The 17,891-nt window shown below is 57.7% G+C and carries 17 protein-coding genes and 1 other RNA gene; 6 read left to right on the top strand and 12 right to left on the bottom strand.

The features are described 5' to 3' along the window. Positions 1-86: 86 nt before the first annotated feature. A complete protein-coding gene (locus ABD890_RS24510; protein ID WP_345095568.1) occupies positions 87-923 on the top strand; it encodes a hypothetical protein in 837 nt (278 codons plus the stop codon). Positions 924-1,005: 82 nt separating this feature from the next. Further along, a complete protein-coding gene (locus tag ABD890_RS24505; protein ID WP_345095566.1) occupies positions 1,006-2,982 on the top strand; it encodes a SpoIIE family protein phosphatase in 1,977 nt (658 codons plus the stop codon). 200 nt (positions 2,983-3,182) lie between these two features. Here ABD890_RS24505 and ABD890_RS24500 read toward each other — a convergent pair whose 3' ends face one another. Next, a complete protein-coding gene (locus tag ABD890_RS24500) occupies positions 3,183-3,389 on the bottom strand; it encodes a hypothetical protein (protein WP_345095564.1) in 207 nt (68 codons plus the stop codon). Between the two features lie 727 nt (positions 3,390-4,116). Between ABD890_RS24500 and ABD890_RS24495 the strand changes: the two genes are divergently transcribed. Then, positions 4,117-4,521 (top strand): hypothetical protein, encoded by a 405-nt coding sequence (locus ABD890_RS24495; protein ID WP_345095562.1) that lies wholly within the window; start codon positions 4,117-4,119, stop codon positions 4,519-4,521. A gap of 96 nt (positions 4,522-4,617) precedes the next feature. On the opposite strand, the gene ABD890_RS24490 is transcribed toward ABD890_RS24495, so the two are convergent. The 8 genes from ABD890_RS24490 to ffs all read right to left on the bottom strand — a co-directional run bounded on the left by ABD890_RS24490 (position 4,618) and on the right by ffs (position 13,160). Continuing rightward, positions 4,618-5,334, bottom strand: a complete 717-nt coding sequence (locus ABD890_RS24490; protein WP_345095560.1) for a C39 family peptidase — start codon at positions 5,332-5,334, stop codon at positions 4,618-4,620. A 20-nt stretch (positions 5,335-5,354) separates the two neighbouring features. Beyond that, positions 5,355-6,509, bottom strand: coding sequence for a transporter (locus ABD890_RS24485; protein WP_345095559.1), 1,155 nt, complete (start codon positions 6,507-6,509; stop codon positions 5,355-5,357). 89 nt (positions 6,510-6,598) lie between these two features. Continuing rightward, positions 6,599-7,720: a hypothetical protein gene (locus ABD890_RS24480; RefSeq protein ID WP_345095557.1), complete on the bottom strand. Its 1,122-nt coding sequence runs from the start codon at positions 7,718-7,720 to the stop codon at positions 6,599-6,601. Between the two features lie 422 nt (positions 7,721-8,142). Continuing rightward, entirely contained in the window at positions 8,143-9,621 is a 1,479-nt protein-coding gene (gene rpoN, locus ABD890_RS24475; protein ID WP_345095554.1) for an RNA polymerase factor sigma-54, read from the bottom strand. A 63-nt stretch (positions 9,622-9,684) separates the two neighbouring features. Next, positions 9,685-10,284 (bottom strand): recombination mediator RecR, encoded by a 600-nt coding sequence (recR, locus tag ABD890_RS24470; RefSeq protein WP_345095552.1) that lies wholly within the window; start codon positions 10,282-10,284, stop codon positions 9,685-9,687. Between the two features lie 96 nt (positions 10,285-10,380). Next, positions 10,381-10,737 carry a YbaB/EbfC family nucleoid-associated protein gene (locus ABD890_RS24465; protein ID WP_345095550.1) on the bottom strand — a complete coding sequence of 119 codons (357 nt, stop codon included), beginning with the start codon at positions 10,735-10,737 and terminating at the stop codon, positions 10,381-10,383. A 156-nt stretch (positions 10,738-10,893) separates the two neighbouring features. After that, positions 10,894-12,753 carry a DNA polymerase III subunit gamma/tau gene (gene dnaX, locus ABD890_RS24460; protein ID WP_345095548.1) on the bottom strand — a complete coding sequence of 620 codons (1,860 nt, stop codon included), beginning with the start codon at positions 12,751-12,753 and terminating at the stop codon, positions 10,894-10,896. Positions 12,754-13,064: 311 nt separating this feature from the next. Beyond that, positions 13,065-13,160, bottom strand: an RNA gene (gene ffs, locus ABD890_RS24455) — signal recognition particle sRNA small type. Between the two features lie 258 nt (positions 13,161-13,418). Between ffs and ABD890_RS24450 the strand changes: the two genes are divergently transcribed. Then, the gene (locus ABD890_RS24450) at positions 13,419-13,760 is read left to right on the top strand and encodes a GRAM domain-containing protein (protein WP_345095546.1); all 342 of its coding nucleotides are present in this window, start codon (positions 13,419-13,421) and stop codon (positions 13,758-13,760) included. Between the two features lie 7 nt (positions 13,761-13,767). On the opposite strand, the gene ABD890_RS24445 is transcribed toward ABD890_RS24450, so the two are convergent. Next, the gene (locus ABD890_RS24445) at positions 13,768-14,577 is read right to left on the bottom strand and encodes a TVP38/TMEM64 family protein (protein ID WP_345095544.1); all 810 of its coding nucleotides are present in this window, start codon (positions 14,575-14,577) and stop codon (positions 13,768-13,770) included. A 280-nt stretch (positions 14,578-14,857) separates the two neighbouring features. Between ABD890_RS24445 and ABD890_RS24440 the strand changes: the two genes are divergently transcribed. Then, positions 14,858-15,409: an REP-associated tyrosine transposase gene (locus tag ABD890_RS24440; protein WP_345095542.1), complete on the top strand. Its 552-nt coding sequence runs from the start codon at positions 14,858-14,860 to the stop codon at positions 15,407-15,409. A 111-nt stretch (positions 15,410-15,520) separates the two neighbouring features. On the opposite strand, the gene pyrF is transcribed toward ABD890_RS24440, so the two are convergent. Continuing rightward, a complete protein-coding gene (gene pyrF, locus ABD890_RS24435; RefSeq protein WP_345095541.1) occupies positions 15,521-16,447 on the bottom strand; it encodes an orotidine-5'-phosphate decarboxylase in 927 nt (308 codons plus the stop codon). Positions 16,448-16,689: 242 nt separating this feature from the next. Between pyrF and ABD890_RS24430 the strand changes: the two genes are divergently transcribed. Further along, positions 16,690-16,917 (top strand): hypothetical protein, encoded by a 228-nt coding sequence (locus ABD890_RS24430; protein ID WP_345095539.1) that lies wholly within the window; start codon positions 16,690-16,692, stop codon positions 16,915-16,917. A 421-nt stretch (positions 16,918-17,338) separates the two neighbouring features. On the opposite strand, the gene ABD890_RS24425 is transcribed toward ABD890_RS24430, so the two are convergent. After that, the gene (locus tag ABD890_RS24425) at positions 17,339-17,818 is read right to left on the bottom strand and encodes a cupin domain-containing protein (protein WP_345095537.1); all 480 of its coding nucleotides are present in this window, start codon (positions 17,816-17,818) and stop codon (positions 17,339-17,341) included. Positions 17,819-17,891 lie beyond the last annotated feature (73 nt).

Genomic DNA, 17,891 nt, shown 5'->3' with positions numbered 1-17,891 from the left:
TCGGCGCTGCGATATAAAAAGAGTCCGTGTACAAATCGAGGAACGGTTTGCGGCAAGGTTTTCAACGAGTGAAAAGGGCATGACTGGTGGGCGTCGACTGGATCGCATGTCGTGTAGAACCTGATATCGACGACGCAACCATTCGTGAAGCGGTCGAGCGGGAGCATCGCCGGTTTCTTGCCGATCCAGGCTGGGTCAACTTCGACTTGTGGCCGCTGCTCGGACGCGATCCGCGTGACGAGTGGGCCTCTTCCGACACACCTCCGATCGGGGATGGTTGGCGGCTGGTCGATTCATTGCTGCTCAAACAAATCGCCCGCCGCATTTACGACGTAACAGGCTGCGAGATCTTGCCGTTGCCTTGGCGTCTGGATGCTTACCGTACTATCTTGCCGGACGAACTGCCGCAGCGACTTCAAACCTGGCTGCAATTTCTGAACGCCGCTGCGTCCGGCGAGTATCGTGGTCTGCTCGAAGCGACCTACTTCTATCTGCAGGCCATCGAATACTGCCAGCAACTGCATACTGCGAAGCAAGTACTGCGTGAATCACAGGAAGTCACCAGCAGCTGGGCGACGACCCGCGAAGTACAGCAGCTTCGCGAGCAGATTCTGGCCATGGCAGACTTGCCCTTGCCGAAGCCTCCGGGCGACGATCTGGGGATGCCGCGGGAAGCCGACCTCGACCAACGCTGGCAAAGTCTGCATGAAGCCCAGACATCGTTTCGAGCTGCGGGCCTCGCCTGGCGAAAAGCCGTGACTCGCCGCCGCTGGCAGTTTGATGTCCTTGAACTGAGGCCGGGGCTTTCCGAATGGATCGAAAGGCACACCAATCATCCAAACTGCCTGGCCGACTTCGAGCAATGGGTACGCCCGTTGATCGAACGTGGCTACGGCCTTTACCGCGATTGCGAGAGGAACTGAATGCTGGTTCCCCATGAAATCGCACCTTGTCGAAATCAACTGCGGGGCCTCCCCTGCCCTGTTTCCCCATTGACGTAACGCCATGAAATCTATTCTGACACGCTTCTCGATCCGGGTGCTTGCCCCGCTGTTATTCGGCCTGCCGGTCTTATTGATCGGGTTGTGGCTGTCGATGGCGTGGAATCGTCAGTCGCAGCAAGCGGTGACGCGGTTGGCCGATCAGGGGATCGATGAAATCCATCGGCATACGTCCGACAAGATTGCGGATGTGCTCTCGATGCCGGCCCGCGTTTGCGAATTGAATCAGCATCTGATTCTGCATCGCACCTTGCCTCCGGACGACCTGGCGTCTTGGCGGTCGACGTTCGTCCGCGAGTCCAAGTCATTCGATATGCTCAGCGCGATCTCGTGGGGGAGCGCCGATGGCCGCACGGTATGGGTTAGCCGATATGCCGATGGCAGCACCTTCTGGGCCATTAAAGATGATCCGGAAGGGGCAACGATGACGGAGTGGAAACTCGATAACAGTGGCGATGTGATTGAAGACACGCGTCACGAGTTCGACTTTCAATTGGCTTCGCGTCCATGGTTTCAAATTCCACGTGACGCACGCAAAGCGAGCTGGAGCGATCCGTATGTGTGGGTAGGCGGTGGTCCTGCTGAAGATAAGACGCTCGGCATTTCGTACGGTATTCCGATCTATCGAGCTAATCGCGACCTGGTGGGTGTGATCGACGCCGATTTTTCGCTAAAGGATCTTTCCAACTACCTCAGCCAACTAGAAATCGGCAAAACTGGCATGGCTTTGCTGGTTTCGGAGGATGGTCGTTTGCTGGCCGTTTCGGATGATACGCCGGTGATCTCTTCCCAAGGTTCACGGATGCGAAGTACCGAATCGCTCAACCCGCTGGTGGCCGCCGCCGGGGCATACATCAAAGGGAAGAAGTTGTCAGGCGACGTCAACTTTCGTTTTCAGGTCGATGGCAAGACGCAATTTCTGCATGTCTCGCCGGTCGGGAAAGAGGTTGGCCTGAATTGGTTGCTGATGACGATCGTGCCCGAACAAGACTTTGTCGCCGAGATCGAATCCGAGTTCGCCCGCAGTTGGCTGGTCAGCTTGTTGGCCGTCGTTATGGCCGTGGTGCTGGGGCTGGCGGCCGCTCACTGGTTAGTTGAACCGATGACGCAGATTGTCACGTCGGTTCGCCGGATCGGCCAAGGCGACTTGCAAACGCGGCTCGATATTCAGCACGCCCCTGAGTACTCGCACATGGCGTCCGAGATCAACAAGATGGCCGAAGGTCTGCAAGATCGGTTGCGCATGCAGAAGTCGCTGTCGCTGGCCATGGAAGTGCAGCGGAACCTGCTTCCCTCCGATTCGCCGCAGATCACGGGGCTCGACATCGCCGGGCACAGTACCTACTGCGACGAAACCGGAGGCGACTATTACGACTTCCTCGACGTCACCGGCACCGACGAAGATACCGCCGTCCTCGTGGTGGGGGACGTGATGGGGCACGGCGTCGCCGCGGCGCTGCTCATGGCGACCGCGCGAGGGATCCTTCGCAGCCGCTGTGCCGTGCCAGGTTCGCTCGCCGACTTCTTGAACCATCTGAACAATATGCTGGTGGCAGATACCCAGGGCGAACGATTCATGACCATGCTGATGGTCACCGTCTCGGCCAAGAAGGATGCACTGCGTTGGGCCTCGGCCGGGCACGGGGCCCCGATCGTTTACGACCCCAAGACCGACAGCTTCCCGGAACTGGACGGGGGCGGACTTCCCTTGGGATTGGTTGAAGGCGAAGAGTACGCCGAGTATTGGCAGCCTGGCATTTCGCACGGAACCGTCGTCGTGGCGACGACCGATGGCCTGGAAGAAACGATGAACGAGCAAGGCGAGCAGTTCGGCAAAGATCGCCTGCAAAACCTGGTTCGCCAGCACGCCGCCAAGCCGGCCGAAGAGATCAGCAATCTGATCCGCCAGGCGGTCGTCGGGTATCGAGGTGCCAACAATCAGGAAGACGACCTCACCTTTGTGGTGGCTAAGGTTGTGTAGCAGGCCGATCCCTTTGAATCGCGGCGATCGCCGTGCGTAGCAAAGGTTCCAACTCGAAGTTGGCGCCGCCCAACGTTCCTCGTGAATGCTCTCGAAAAATGTTTCCTCGTTAGCTTCTTGCAAACTAGCTGCGTAGCACTTCCGCAAATCCCGCCATGCAGGAATAACGAATGGAACCGGCCGGTGCTACCGGGCCGATTTTACTCATCGCCTGTGTCGCACCAAAGTTCTTTGGGAACGCCAAATTCCTCAAATGCAATTTCAGTGCAGGTTGCTTTGTCGTTTTGCAGGAAGTCGCGAACACACTTTCCATCCTGATAAACGTACAGATAGACGCCCACTTCAGGATGATCTTCCTCGATCACAAACTCGAAAGTGTTGTACTTGGCTTTCATCACCATGTTCATCTATTTGGGACCTCGATTCCATCGTTTCCAGAGATTGCATCCCGGGCAGCTTAGCACTGGCAACGATCCATTCCAGCTTCCGCATCGTACGTGTGCCACTGGCCTCTGGCCAGTGTGAAGCAGCGAGGAGAGCCTCAAGGATCTCTTGCTTTGGTTTGCAGCGGCGAGCGGAATTGGAATCGACTCTGGCCAGATCCAATCGCTTGTGAAAAACACCTGCACCTGCCTTGCACTGGCCAGAGGCCAGTGGCACACAGATTCTTAACTACCCTGCCAGTGCCAATCTGCCGAAGTCCCCCTGGGCGAAGAAATCGAACTCAAAATCGTTCCGCAGGCTTGAGCCGGCCGGGGATCGAATTACTCTGGAATGAAGCCATGGGGGTCGCTGCTCTCCGGACCCTGCTTTGGCGGCTTCGCCACTAGGATCGATCAATCGAGCTGGTTTGATATCAGCGAGCTGTGATCTAAGTGCTTGCGATGTAAGGGGTTTTCTGTGCCTCTATGCGCCCGAATGGGCCTCTTTGCGGTGGTGTTCCGGTTGTGCCGGCATCTTGGGAAGAATCGAGAAAATTGCCAAAACTCCCCTATTTTGTCCCATCGGTAAAGGTGGACCCGTAATTAGAATCAGCAGATGTTGATTGGCAGTAGTCATTCAGGGGGATCTCGAGCGATGGGGTCGTGCCTGAACTTGCTCACCTCATATTTCTAACTTGCGGAGAAGAATCACATGAAAGCTTTGGCATGTCTGCTGGCTGTTACCCTGGTATCGATTTCGTTGGCGTCCGAAGCACGCGCCGCGGAACCTAACGGCAACGTTGATCAGGCCACGCTGGCTTCGATGGGCCTGTCGGGCATCGAGGTGATGAGTGACGAAGAAGGCAAGAACGTCCGTGGTACGTTCGCCATTGCATTTGGTCTGGGTACCTCGCGTTGGTTCGGCACCACGCAGACCACCGGTTACGCCGCTGGCGACTTCGGTCCTGGCGTCGACTTCGCTGCCGGCGGCAACACCAGCCAGACCGGTTTCACTTACAGCAACATCCAGACGGTTCCGTTCGTCGGCTCGTTCGGCACCACCATCACCGCTGGCACCTTCGCCACCGGCAGCTCGTGGGCCTTCGCCGGTCGCTAAGCGAAGCGGACGATCAAAAAAAAATAAGAAGGCCGCATCGAACGATCCGATGCGGCCTCTTTTTGTTTCTTGAATACTGCCCGTTGCCATGAATCGTTATGGGATGCTGCGGAAGTAAAGCTTGAACGGCTTCTCAGGGAACGTGCGAATGATTTGATCGTCGACCCAGCCGCGGCTCATCTCTTCGTGCGTGATCCCCAGTTGCGATTGGTCGGACTGAGCTTTCCCCTTCTGGGCGACCACCAGGACCGCGTTTTCGATCCATTGCGATTCGAACTGAAACTGTGGGATTCGCAAGTTGCCCCGTGCGGGGTCGGCCAGAAAGACCCAGCCGTTGGCCTGGCCGCGATAGACGACGAAGTGATTCGTTTCTTCCAGGCGAATCGCCACGATCAGCGGCACCTTCACCTTCTGCAGTTCTTCCATACTCAGCCGCCCGATCGTCGACAGGTAACCAAGCTTGACCGCTGCCAGACGCAAGTCTGAAATGGCGAGCCCGTTCTGAAAACGTTCCTGCAGTTCTTCCCGCGTCAGGTTGCCTTCGACCACCTTCAGCACCTGGGTCTCGGTGACGGGGTCGCCCCAGTAATAACGGCAGATCGTCGCGAGCGCCGCTGCGCCGCACGAGTAATCTCGCTTCTGCTTGACGATGTTCTGATCGCGAATATCTTTCCAGGTTCGGGCATACGCCTGGATGGTATGCTCGCGATTGCGTACCGGCGGGCCAAGCTGAGCGTGGGCTGACTGGCAGCACCAAAGCACTCCGCAGAAGGCCAGCAGTGGAATCAGTTTGTCGACAGCAAGGTGTCTCAAGCGAAGCTCCTTCGGTTCGACTACAGCGTCCACACGATACCAACGACCGCGTCGGCAGCATCTTCCGTCATGCCAATTTCAGCAAACGGCTCGACGATGCGGCCACAACGATAGGTCGTCGCGGCGAAGCGAAGACGTAGCGGTTCCCGCATCGAACCAGGCACGCCGACACCATCGATCTGAGTTTCGCTTTGATAAAGCCCGAGGAATGCCGTGCTGAGCGTGATCCGGTCGTTGACTGCGAAGCCGACACCGAAGTTGTAGGTGATCTGATGGCCGAAGAAGACATCTCGATCGCCGAACTCACGTTTGGCCTGGTAACGATAGCCAACGCCGTAGAAGTAAATGATCGGGTCGTACCGCTGGATGGCCAGCAGTTGGACTGAAGGAGCCCACACGCCATTGGCAAGCGAGGCCTGCGAGATACCCGTCGTGGGAAACTCGGCATCACCGGTTGGCATGGTCAGGCCGAAGCTCAAAATCACATCAGGCGAATAGCCATAGCAGCCTTCGCGGCAGAGCAGATTCACGCCCAGTTCAAGGTCACCGATTCCACCCTTCGAGCTTGTGTCGTCGAACAAGCCAAGCGACGAGTACTCCTGATGCGACCAGCCAATGGGCAGGCTGCCCGATAACTGAATGCGATCGGTCAGGCCGTACCGTAAGGCGAAAGGAACTTGCAGCGTTCGCCGGCGAATGTTGGCTCGGGCCACGCCGGATGGCGCGACAGTGATCGGGAAATCGTAGTCATCTTTGGCATAGGCCAGCCCGAGATCCATCTGCCATTGGCCTGGCTGCAGCAGCACGCTGGCGGTTCGCAGAAACTGGATGTTGAAGTCTTCCAGCTCTTCGCCATATTGCTGATCGTCGCGAACCTGGGAAGGAATCGTTTCCAGCGGTACCGGGTCGGTCAGACTCGGCATCGGCGGAGGCAACGGACCTGGCTCTTGTTGCAGCGCGACGACCGGCATGATCGACGACGAACCATACTTCCAATCGATCGAAGGATTCTCGAACGAGGTTGCCACGAACAACGGCTCGTCGGTTCGATAGGGATCGGCCGTGGGAAAATCCCACTGGGCTTTTGCCTCGGTTCCGAAACTGGCCAGCAAACCCAGCGCGGCCCATGCCGCTTTGCCGAGCCAGTGTTGCCAGTGGGGCGTTGTACGAGTCATCGTATCGATCCTTCAGGAAGGCCGCTTTCGGCGGACTTGTTTGCATCCATGTCTTGGAAACGAGGCCCGTTTCAACCAGGCGCGGTGGACTACCAGACGATTCCGGTCGAGATCGCGAAACCGACCAGGTCGAGCGAATCGTTCGGCGCCAGCGAGTTCATCGTCAGCGAGCCGACGCCCGCTTCACCGGCGGTCGACGTCGCACCGGCGCCCGCACCCACTTCGCCCCAGTATTGATATTCAAACGCACCCCGGACGAAGAACCGTCCTGGCAGGCACTTCAATTGAGCCGACCACTGGGCACCGACCTGGAACTCGGCGATCCACAGCGAATCGGAGTCTCCGGCGAAACCGCCATTGGTCTGGAAGACATCGCCGCCGGGGCTGTTGAGCACCGAACTTGTCTGGGCACCGACCCGCGAATCGCCAAACAGCACCGAACCGCGAGCGTTCCAGAACCACTGCAGTCCATAGCAGCAGCTCGAACAGCGGTAGCCTGAAAGCGAGAAGGTGAGACCATCCCCTTCAAACAGGGAGATGCCCGAAGCGGTCCCGGCAAACAAATCGGTGCCGCCGCCACCCCGGTTGATCGAGGCGAGCGTGTTGGTCGTTTCGTTGTAGTCTCGCAGAGCATGGCGATAGCCGAACGTACCAACCATGTTCCAGTCGTAGATGCAGAACTCTTTGACCACTTCCAGGTCGAAGGCGTACATCTCGAGGTTGGTGCTCGACGAGTAACCGTAGTCTTCGCCCAAGGTGAAGAACGGCTCGCTATAGTTCGAGCTCGTGTTCAGTTCCCAATAGCGGGCCTGAACGCCCCAGCCGTTGCCGCAAACATAGCCAACCCAGAAACGAGGAGCCGGCACCAGGCCTTCAATGCCATGGGCATCGGTCGCGAAGCTGTTGACCGTCGAGGTCTGCTCGTTGACCAGCGACCAGGTCTGTTGATTGCCACCCATTGGCGCCAGGAAGGTTGCTTCCACTCCAAGCCGCCATCCCTCTTGGCAGTACGAAGTGACCGGTGCCGGTGCGTACATCGGCTGAGCCGACTCGACGTTGAAGCTGGCCATTCTCTCGAAAGACTCGGGTGCTTCGATCCGCTCTTCGGCAAGGTAAATAGGTCGGAACAGTTCGTCTTCCGCGTGCAGGCAAACGCCCCATGTCGCTCCGAACCATGCCATCGACGTTAGAAAGATGTGCCGCACTTTCATGTCCGAATTCCTTTCGGCGGTCTGCGTCCGACAGACCGCTTCCTTGCGTGGGGTCAGGTTGGGGGCAATGGCCAAGGAGTGCCGTCCGTCGACACCCCACCAGGCACCCTTCGCCCAACAGATCGTTGCTAGCGGCAATGCCGTGCTAGCACGTGCAATGCCTCTGATCGTTGCTAGTGGAATCGTGCTTCTGAGGGGTAGCCGATCAATCGAAAGTCGCTGTGATATACAATCGAATCGAGCGTCTTAAACCGGTTTGCCGCTAAATGCGGAACATCTAGCACGGTCTTTGGCTGAAGATGCGTCTGCCCGGAGTGGGCCTGACAAGAAAAGAAAGAAGGCAATGGTCGACGGAGGGTTCGATGAAGATCCCCCGGCAGACCATTGCCCACGATCAGGCGAAACCGTCTGGTGGTTCGCGATTATTTCTTCGACCAGTCGCGACGTTGACGCGAGCTGGGGATGCCCATCTTCTTGCGGTACTTGGTGACCGTACGACGAGCGACGTTCAAGCCGTCGTCTTTCAGCTTCTTCACCAGGTCGTCGTCGGAGAGTGGCTTGGCTTTGTCTTCGTTGTCGATCACTTCCTGCAGACGCAGACGAATCTGGTCCCAGGTCACTTCTTCGCCAGCTTCGTTGACGGTACCACCCGCGAAGAACGCTTTCAGCGCGAAGATCCCACGGGGTGTCTGAATGTACTTATCGTCAACCGCCCGGCTGACCGTGGTGACGTGCACGCCGACTTGATCGGCGATCTGCTGCATCTTGAGCGGCGTGATGTGCTCGGGACCGTTGTCGATGAAATCGGTTTGATAATCAACGATGGCCTGGGCAACGCGGCTAAGGGTGTTCTGACGCTGCACGATGGCATCGATCAGCCACTGGGCCGCGTTCAGCTTTCGCTTGATGAACTCTTTTTCTTCCCGCGTGGCGGTTGGGCTCGAAAGGCGTTCGCGATAGTAGTTGCTGATTCGCAGTTGCGGAATATCGCGGTCTTCGGCCTGAACGATGTACTTCCCTTCTTCGTCGATTTCCAGCATCAAGTCGGGAATCACGTTGGCGACGTGGGCATCGTTGTAGGCCGAACCTGGTTTCGGATCGAGGCGACGCAGTTCGCTCCAGGCAGCCTGGATACGTTCGATCGAGAAGCCGGTCGCTTTCTGGATTTGCGGCAGACGGTTGTCGCGCAGGTCTTCCAGGTGGTTCATGATCAGCACGCGAAGTTCATCGTAGAACATCCGCGACGGATCCAATTGCAGCATCAAGCATTCCCGCAAATCGCGAGCACCAACTCCGGCAGGCTCGAGCGATTGCACGACATGCAACCCTTCCTGGGCGATCTCTTTCAATTCATCGTCGGCGTCGGCCGGCAGCAGGTCTTCGATGTTGGTGGTCAGGTAACCGTTCGAATCGAGCGCCGAGATAATTCGCTCGGCCCATTCGCGCAGCAGCGGCTCGATGGTTAGTTCAGAAAGCTGATGTTCGAGGTGATCTTGCAGGGTTTCCGGACGCGATTGGACGTTGGCCAGGGCATCCATCCGGCGCTCGGCGTCATCTTCCATCTGGCCAGAGGAACGCTGCGGACGTTCGTCGAACGTATCGGGGTACTGCTGATCCATTTCCAGCAGCCGCTCGAAATCGTCGGCGTTGTCTTTGCCATCTTCGACGACAAATTCCTGTTCGGAATCGGCGCGGGCCTCGGGCTCTTCGCGCGGCATGTCGTCCAGATCGGTCCCGTCTTGCTCTTGCACTTCGAGCATCGGGTTTTCGTTCATCTCCTGCTCGATCTTCTCTTGCAGGGCCAGAACAGGCAGTTGCAGGATCTCCATGGACTGGATCATCCGTGGAGCCAGAACCTGCTTCTGGGACATCTTCTGTTCGAGACCAAAGGACATTCTCATGGGAATGTTTCCATTAGCTATGGTGATGAACGTTGCCGGATTGGGGAATTTCCCCGACGGTGACTACAGCGATTGCCGCCCCGTCAGGGCGTCGGCAAGCACTTCTTTGTTGGCGAACTCGAGCACGCTTCCGGCGGTCACGCCTCGTGCCAAACGGGTTAACTTGACGGGATATTCGGCCAGCAGGCTGGAAATATGCAGCGCTGTACCGTCTCCTTCCGTCGTAGGATTGGTGGCCATGATGACCTCGCGAATGGTGCCTTTGGCAACGCGCGTGATGAGGGCATCGATGGTCAATTGATCTGGGCCGACGCCTTCCAGCGGAGCGATCCGGCCGAGAAGAACGTGGTAGAGACCTGGGAACACGCCTGACTGCTCTAAGGCGATCAAGTCGCGTGGTTGTTCAACAACGCAGAGCAGTGCGGCGTCGCGCTGAGGATCGCTGCAGATGGTGCACAGATCCCCTTCCGAGAGGTTGAAGCATTGGCTGCAATAGCGAACGTTTTGTTTGACGTCGCGAATGGCATCGGAGAGGCCCATCGCCTCGTCCGTGGGAACTCGCAGAAGGTGATAAGCGACGCGCTCGGCGCTTTTGCGGCCGATGCCCGGCAGCTTGGATAGCTGGTCGATCAATCGAACGACGGACTCCGTCAGCTGCGCCATTCGGTTCGCTCCTTCTGGTTGTTGTGGGGTTTGCTATTTGGGCTGGCTAACCACCGGCGATCGCCTCGGGCAATCGCCGTTTGTTTTGCGTCGTGCTTACTGACCAAATTGGCTTAGGGCCTGATCCAGACCTGGCACGTTGATGCCGCTGGTTACCGACTGCATCATTTCCTGGTGCAGCTCTTTACCCTTGGCTTGGGCTTCGCGAACGGCCTGAGGAATCAGTTCTTCGATCAAGTCTTTGTCGCCATCGGTGATCAACTTGGGATCGATGGTGACCGATACGAGTTCGCCATGTCCGGTGCAGATCGCTTCGACCAAACCACCGCCGGCAGAACCTTTCACACGTGCATTACGCAGTTCTTCCTGCATGGTTTTCATTTGCTCGCCCACTTGTTGGGCTTGCTGCATCATGCCAGACAGTCCGGCGAGACCACTGAGACTTTTGAACACGGAAAACTCCTTGTATGCGAGGAATCAACTGGCAATTAAATACCTGGACAAGTCTAGGTCAGACTAGACCAAAGGCGAGGCCTTCCCGGTCGATCGAAGGGGACTTTGGTAGCCGCTGAATGCTGCCCTGGCTTGCCAGTGCAACCGTTCGCCTCGTTACGAGCCGTCCGGTTCGCGAACCCCAATCACCTCCGCATCAAACAGTTCCATCGCCCGTTGGACGAGCGGGACCTGTTCTGCCAATTGTCGAGCTCTTAGACGGCCTTCCTGGGCCGATCGCTCGGGCGACATCGATGGCTGTCTTCCCTTGGAATTGGGATCTTCCGTAATACGGAATTCCAGCGTAAAGGTGTCGCCGCATACGGTCTGAAATGCTCGGTCGAGCAATTCCTGACTCTTCGGCCGCTTCAAAGCTTCAACAGCCGAATTATACGTCGAGAAAAAATCAACGACTAGCCGCTTTGGCCCAGAAATTGCTACTGCGTGCGATTGTTGAGCGAAATCACCGGTAAGACCGGGTAGCTCTTCCACCACTTTACGCCAAACCGAACGGACGTTCTGCTCCGTTACGGTAAGTCTGGGGGGGGCGATGTTCGAGGGCGCTACTTCGTGCGGGGCAGCTTCTGAAGGATCGGGCATCGGCCGCGATGGTTCCACCGCAATTGGCTCTGGCGGAGCGGGCTCAACCGGCCGTGCCATGTTGGCTGGCGGCGCTTGGTGGCTGGTCGCGGCCGGCGGAGGCGAGGCCGGCACGGCAGGACGAATCGGGATCGTTGGGGGCGCCGGCGCTGGTTCTACGGGGCGTTCAGCCGTTTTTTTTTGAGCCGGAATCTGCCCTGTCGAAGGGGCTTTCGCGGGCAAGCCACCTTCCTTGAGCGTGGCGATCAGCGCGCCGAGGCTCTCGAGGTCTTCCAACTGGCAAAGGCGAACGACGGCCGCTTCGGTCAGCACCTGGCCATAGGTACTGCGGTGCAGCTTGACCAAGGTTTCGTCGAGGCAGCTTACGCCTGCCAGCAGCTTGGCGACGCCGGCTTGGGCCGCCATGCCTTGGGCTTCTTTGACACTGCCGGGCGAGATGGTCTGCAGCAAATCAGGTGATCCGCCGGAGCCCAGCACCATCAGGTCGCGGAATAATCGGAGCAGTTGCTCGAGAAGTTGGCCTGGATCGACCCCTTCGGTGAAGACAGCATGGACAGTTTGCAAAGCGGCTCCGGTATCGGCCGCCAGGATCTGCCGCGCGAGGTCGACGACCTGTTGGTTGTCGGCGGTTCCCAACAGTCGATGAACCGACTCGACGGTGATTTCCGAATCGCCAAACGCCAGGATTTGTTCCAGCAGCGACTGGCTATCGCGCATCGAACCATTCGCCCGGCGGGCAATCAGTTTCAACGCTTCGTCCGCCGCAGGCACGTTTTCAGTGTCGACGATGTGACGCAAGCGGCCGACGATATCATCCGGCAAAATACCGCCGAAATCGAAACGCTGGCAGCGCGACAGAACCGTGATTGGGATCTTTTCCGGATCGGTCGTGCAGAAGATGAACTTGGCGTGGTCCGGCGGTTCTTCCAAGGTTTTCAGCAGCGCATTGAACGCTTCCTTGGTGAACATGTGGACTTCGTCGATGATGTAGATCTTGAAGCGGGCGCGGCTCGGGCGAACGTTGATGTTGGCTCGCAGTTGGCGAATTTCTTCAATACCGCGATTCGAGGCACCGTCGATTTCCAACACGTCGACATCTTCGCCGGCAGTCACGCTCTGGCAGATCTCGCAGACGTTGCATGGACTGGCCGTGGGGCCGGTGACGCAGTTGAGCGCTTTGGCAAAGATGCGTGCCGACGAAGTCTTTCCCACCCCGCGAGCACCGGTGAACAGGTACGCATGACCGACGCGATTACGTGCGATCGCGTTGCCTAAGGCCGTGGCGACACGTTGTTGGCCCACCAGTTCGTCAAACGATTGGGGCCGGTATCGACGGGCAACGACCAGATAATCGGGAGGAGTATTTTGCTCAGCCACGATCCCTCTAAAACCGGCAAAGGAAGTGAGGCGAGGAACCGAAGAAAAGAGTTTCGGTCTCGCAGGTGCGTGCGTACAAGCCGATCAGTTCGGCAGTCGATGCAGTTTGACGCACCTTGGCGGCGGAATCAACCGTGGGAGGCCTCCGCAAATGAGGCTCGCGGCGTTCCGCGAACTGCCTTCGAGCAGCCCCCGCACAAGGGTTGCAAAGTTTTGGTTGCTCCAGTTAAGGCCTTGACCAGGTAACCAAACTTCCCCTTGCGAGGACAGCTCGAAGGCAGTCGTCGCGTTCTTTAGTTTTTGCCCAACTGCCTTGGAGTGACCCCCGCACAAGAGTCCTCCGGGTGTGGCTGCTCCAATTAAGGCCTGACCAGGTTGCCGAATTTCCCCTTGCGAGGGTCGCTCTAAGGCAGTTTGGGAAAACGACTAAGGTTAACTTTCGCCTGCCACCTTGTCAAAGGGGTGATCGGGGAAACAAGCGGAAGCCTGCGGTCGCTAGAACGGTATTCGCAGCGGATTTCTGGTTATTGCGGATCGTCTTGTGAAAATCGACGAGGCGACTGGAAAGGAACCTTTTGACGCATCTCTCCGGTTTTCGCAATTCCAGATTTGCCCCGGTACACTGTTGCTGGGAAGAACGAACTGATCGCCAAGCGAGGATGCTGATGAACAAGCCCCTGCGTGCCGACGAGACAATCATGAAAGAAGGCCCTGCCAATATGCAGCGCGGTGTTGAAACGGTGGGGGGCCAGTTGACGCTCACGACGCAGCGGATCGTCTTTGAAAGCCATCGTTTCAACGTCCAGACCGGTGCGACGGAGCTCGACCTGGCAGAGGTGACCCATGTGGCCAAATGCTGGACCAGGTTCCTCAATCTTATTCCGCTGTTTCCCAATTCAATCGAGGTGCAGACGAGCGCCGGGGCAACGGCGAGGTTTGTCGTGATGCAGCGCGAAAGCTGGATCGAGGCGATTGAATTGGCCCAAGAGAAGGTGGCGGGAATCTAGTTCCAGACTAAGCGGCTTGCGCTTCGCCAGCGTCCTCAGGCGTCGATTTGTGGGCATCGTACCAGTTCAGCCCCAGGCGGATCAGCAGCGGAATGATACCCATCGCCGCAAGGCCTACCATCAACTGCCATGACAATACGGACGAAACGCCATCGTCCGCAATCGTTTGCAGGTTCGGCAGCGACTTTCCAATCCAGATGAAGACGATCAGTGCCGGCAGCATTGAAATCTGACTCACCCACCAGAACGTCTTCAAGCTGATTGGCGACAGACCCATCAGCAGATTAACCAACACGAAGGGAATCTGCGGGATCAAGCGTGAGATGAATAAGTAGAACGCGGCGTTCTCTTTCAACTGCTCGTCGAACTTCTCGAGCGTTGCGCCGAGCCACTTTTCAAATCGACGGCGGAAGAAATAACGACTATTCAAAAACGCCAGCAAACCACCGGCGGTGGAACCAAAACTGGCCAGCATCAACGCCGGCACGAAGTCGAAGAACCAGCCGACGATAATCGTCAGGGCGGCACCCAATGGAATGCCAACCGCAAACGCGAGCGTGTAAAGAACGAAGACGATCGTGTACAGAACGAAGGGATGGTTTGACTGGAATTCTCTCAGGTTGGCTTCCTGACTGGCAAGATAGTCGAGCGTCAGATAGTCGCTGAACTGCCAGATCACCACTCCAATCAGAGCAGCAAAGCCACCCACCAGTGCGACACGAAAGCCCCAGGTTTTCAGCCACGTAGACGATTCAATCTGTTCGGGCGAACTAAGGCGATCGCGCATCTCGGCATCGAATTGCTGATTCAATTCCATCTCGCTGGTTCCTACTCGCCCAGACCCGAATTGGCTTGGGACCGAATCAGAAACAGCAACAATCATGCCAAAATTACGCGAAGCCGGTTCCTCCATTGAGTCAACGCGCCATTGCGTAGGGTGCGTCTCGACGCACCGAGCCCTGCTCGGAAGCTCGCTATGTGATGGCTGTCGCCACCAAATGATCGCCGCAAGAAATCGCTTGGGGCCCCCTATCCCTCCGGTAACATGACATACCAAGCGGCGCTGAACCGAAAGATAGGTTCGTGGTCATCAAGACTTGGAGGAGCGATCGACGTTGGCCAATTATCTCAGATCGCGGCATGGGGCAACTTACTTCTTTACGCTAGTCACGGCGAACCGTCGCCCCATCCTGACAACCAGGCTGGGGCGTAGATGTTTGCGTGAGGCGTTTAGCGTGGCCCGGCACTCGCGACCTTTCGAGGTCTTGGCGATCGTGTTGCTGCCGGATCATCTCCACACGATTTGGGAATTGCCGCTTGGCGACGCCGACTATTCCACGCGATGGCGTCATATCAAATCGGAATTTACTCGTCGGTGGATTTCCGGCGGTGGGCGCGAGGCAGAGACATCGAACTCACGCCAAATCCGGGGCGAACGTGCCGTCTGGCAACGGCGATTCTACGAGCACACGTGCCGCAGCTCGGAGGACGTGAAACGCTTGGCGGACTACATTCATGTCAATCCGCTCATCCGCTCAAGCATGGGCTGGTCACTCAAGTTCGCGATTGGCCGTGGTCTTCCTTCCATCGATTTGTTCGACTTGGGGAATATCCGGCCGACTGGGGAAGCCTTGAGCCTTCGTTCCTAGGCGAATTTGGAACGCTCGAATGAGCTAAAGGAACGTTGTTTGGCAGGGCAAAGGTGCGTCAAGACGCACCCTACGCATCGCTCTGATCACCGAAGACTGACCGCTCCGAACTTACGCCTTCAATTTGCCAGCGGTGGTTTCAGCCTGCAGGTCGGCGATCATTTCCAGGGTGGCCTCTTCGACCGCTTTCTGCCATTGGTTGGGCTGATACTTCGTCGCGAATGGTTCGCGCGAGTACGCGAAGATGATGCCCCGCGAATTGTTGACGATCGAACCGAGGCCTGCTTCGTTGAAACCGCCGGCGACATCCTTCGCCCCGCCCCCTTGGCTGCCGTAGCCCGGCACCAGGAACCAGGTGCTCGGCATCGCTTCACGAAGTTCCCTCAGTTGCTCTGGATAGGTCGCACCGACCACCGCGCCGACAGCGCCCAGGCCGCACTCGCCAATGGTCTGCTTGGCGAGGCCTTCGACATACGCACCAACATGGCGATAGATTGGCTGGCCATCGACGACGAGGTCTTGCAGCATCTTGCCGCCAGGGTTCGAGGTCTTCACCAGGCAGAACAAACCGGCGTCGTTCTGAGTGGCCGTCTCGACGAAGGGGGTCAGGCTGTCGTCGCCCAGGTAAGGACTGATGGTCAAGCAATCGGCTTGCCATGGGCTGTTCGCCCCGAGCATCCCCTTGGCATAGGCGGTCGCGGTCGAGCCGATGTCGTTTCGCTTGGCATCGAGAATGACCAGCAGGCCTTTTTCGCGAGCGTACTGGATCACTTCGGCCAACACGATCATGCCGGCCGGCCCCAACTCTTCAAAGAAGGCAGACTGCGGTTTCACAGCAGGCACGTGCTGACACACGGCGTCGATCACTTCGCGGCAGAAGACCAGGTACAAGCCAGCCTTCACCTTGGGATCGTGCGTCCCACGATGTTCGCCGAGCAGGCTTGGTGGAAGCGATTCAAACCGAGGATCCAAGCCAACTACCACTGGGGCAGCAGTGCGTACGATCGCGTCGCGAAGACGATCTGAAAAATTGGCCATTCCCAATTACCTTTCCATAAGCAACACAGTCTGGATCTAAGAGGTTAAACCGTAAGCGTGCCTGCGAAAAGGTACCCAACCGGCGAGTTCGGCCCGGCATCAGTCAGGGACAGCGGCAGACCACCGCCGTAACTTCCCGCTCCCCTGCCCTGTTGCCAGCCTGGTTAAACCCTCGAGCATAATTGCGGGCAACCCGCTCCGAGACGTCGCTCAAAAGCACGCTCGCCGCTTGATCGACGCGGTTGTTTTCGATCCCAATCACCATCCAACGCTGCCTGAAACCTTCGCTCGCCATCATCCTGGTTTTGCCCTCGATCGCCGATTCGCCGACTGCCAGTCTTGGTTGTTCGTCCCTGAAGATCGACCACGTGACGGTGGCCCTCCTCGATATCCCGCAGGCGCGCAGCATCCCCACAGAAATGCCTCGAAACAGCAAAAAGCAGGAGCAGCGCGCGAAGCCGAAAGGCTAGAAAAAGAAAGGGCATCGTCCACGGCTTCGATACCGACCGGCCGATCACCAGATCGGGCTTGGCGACTCATCAGAAGTACACGAATTGTACTGTGAATCTGTGCACTTCTCAACGCACAAGATCATCTTGTAGCCCCTCATTTCGTCACGCACGAGAGGGACAAGGTTGGTCCTGGAATGGCTTGTTTTCTCGCGGAAAACGTCGACTTCGATCGTCGCTCGGTTGACGGCTACGCAAGGATGATTTTCAACAGGGCGTCACGTCGTTTCGGCGTTGGTGAAAAAGGCTTTCGCGGAACAAAGAGACGCCTCAACAAGCAGCCATGAGCCGCGCTCGTCGAAAGAAAACCGGATGGCTGGAGCGTAGGAAAGAGATCCGTATCTTGGCTACCGGCAAGAGGCATCTACCCCATCGACCGCCACTAGCTGGGCGGGACGATTTCGATGCCGAAGCGGGGGCAGGCTTGGATGACGCGGAGGATCTCGGCTTCCGTTGGGATCTCCGGCATTTCGCCGTCGAGAAGTGGACTGCCCAGTTCCAGAAACATTTGTTCCAAGCCGGCCGGAGCCATCGTGAAGATCATCCGGGCTGGCTGCTCGGTGCGGTTGGTGAAGTAGTGCAGGCTGCCGATCGGCAGGTTCAAGAACGTGCCAGGGCCGGCCACGAACTTTTGGTCGTCGATCACGAAGGTGACTTCCCCTTCGAGCACGTAAAAGCCTTCTTCTTCGCGGCTATGAATGTGCGGTGGTGGACCGCCCCCTGGTGGAATCACGGCTTCCACCATCGCGTATTGGCCGCCGGTCTCTTCACCGGTCACCAACACGCGGTAGCGATCGCCCAGAACGCCGATTGCTGGACCATGCCCTTTGGGCACAATCTTGGCTGGATGCTGCATTGTCATTTGCTGGCCTAAATTCCAATGGTGGGGAGTTCATCTAGGTACTCCGATGATCACTAGACGCGTGGAATTTAAC

Source organism: Bremerella cremea, assembly GCF_039541315.1.
Lineage (GTDB): Bacteria > Planctomycetota > Planctomycetia > Pirellulales > Pirellulaceae > Bremerella > Bremerella cremea.
The sequence above is the reverse complement of the archived record's forward strand: the minus strand, read 5'-3'. Positions and strand labels throughout refer to the sequence as shown.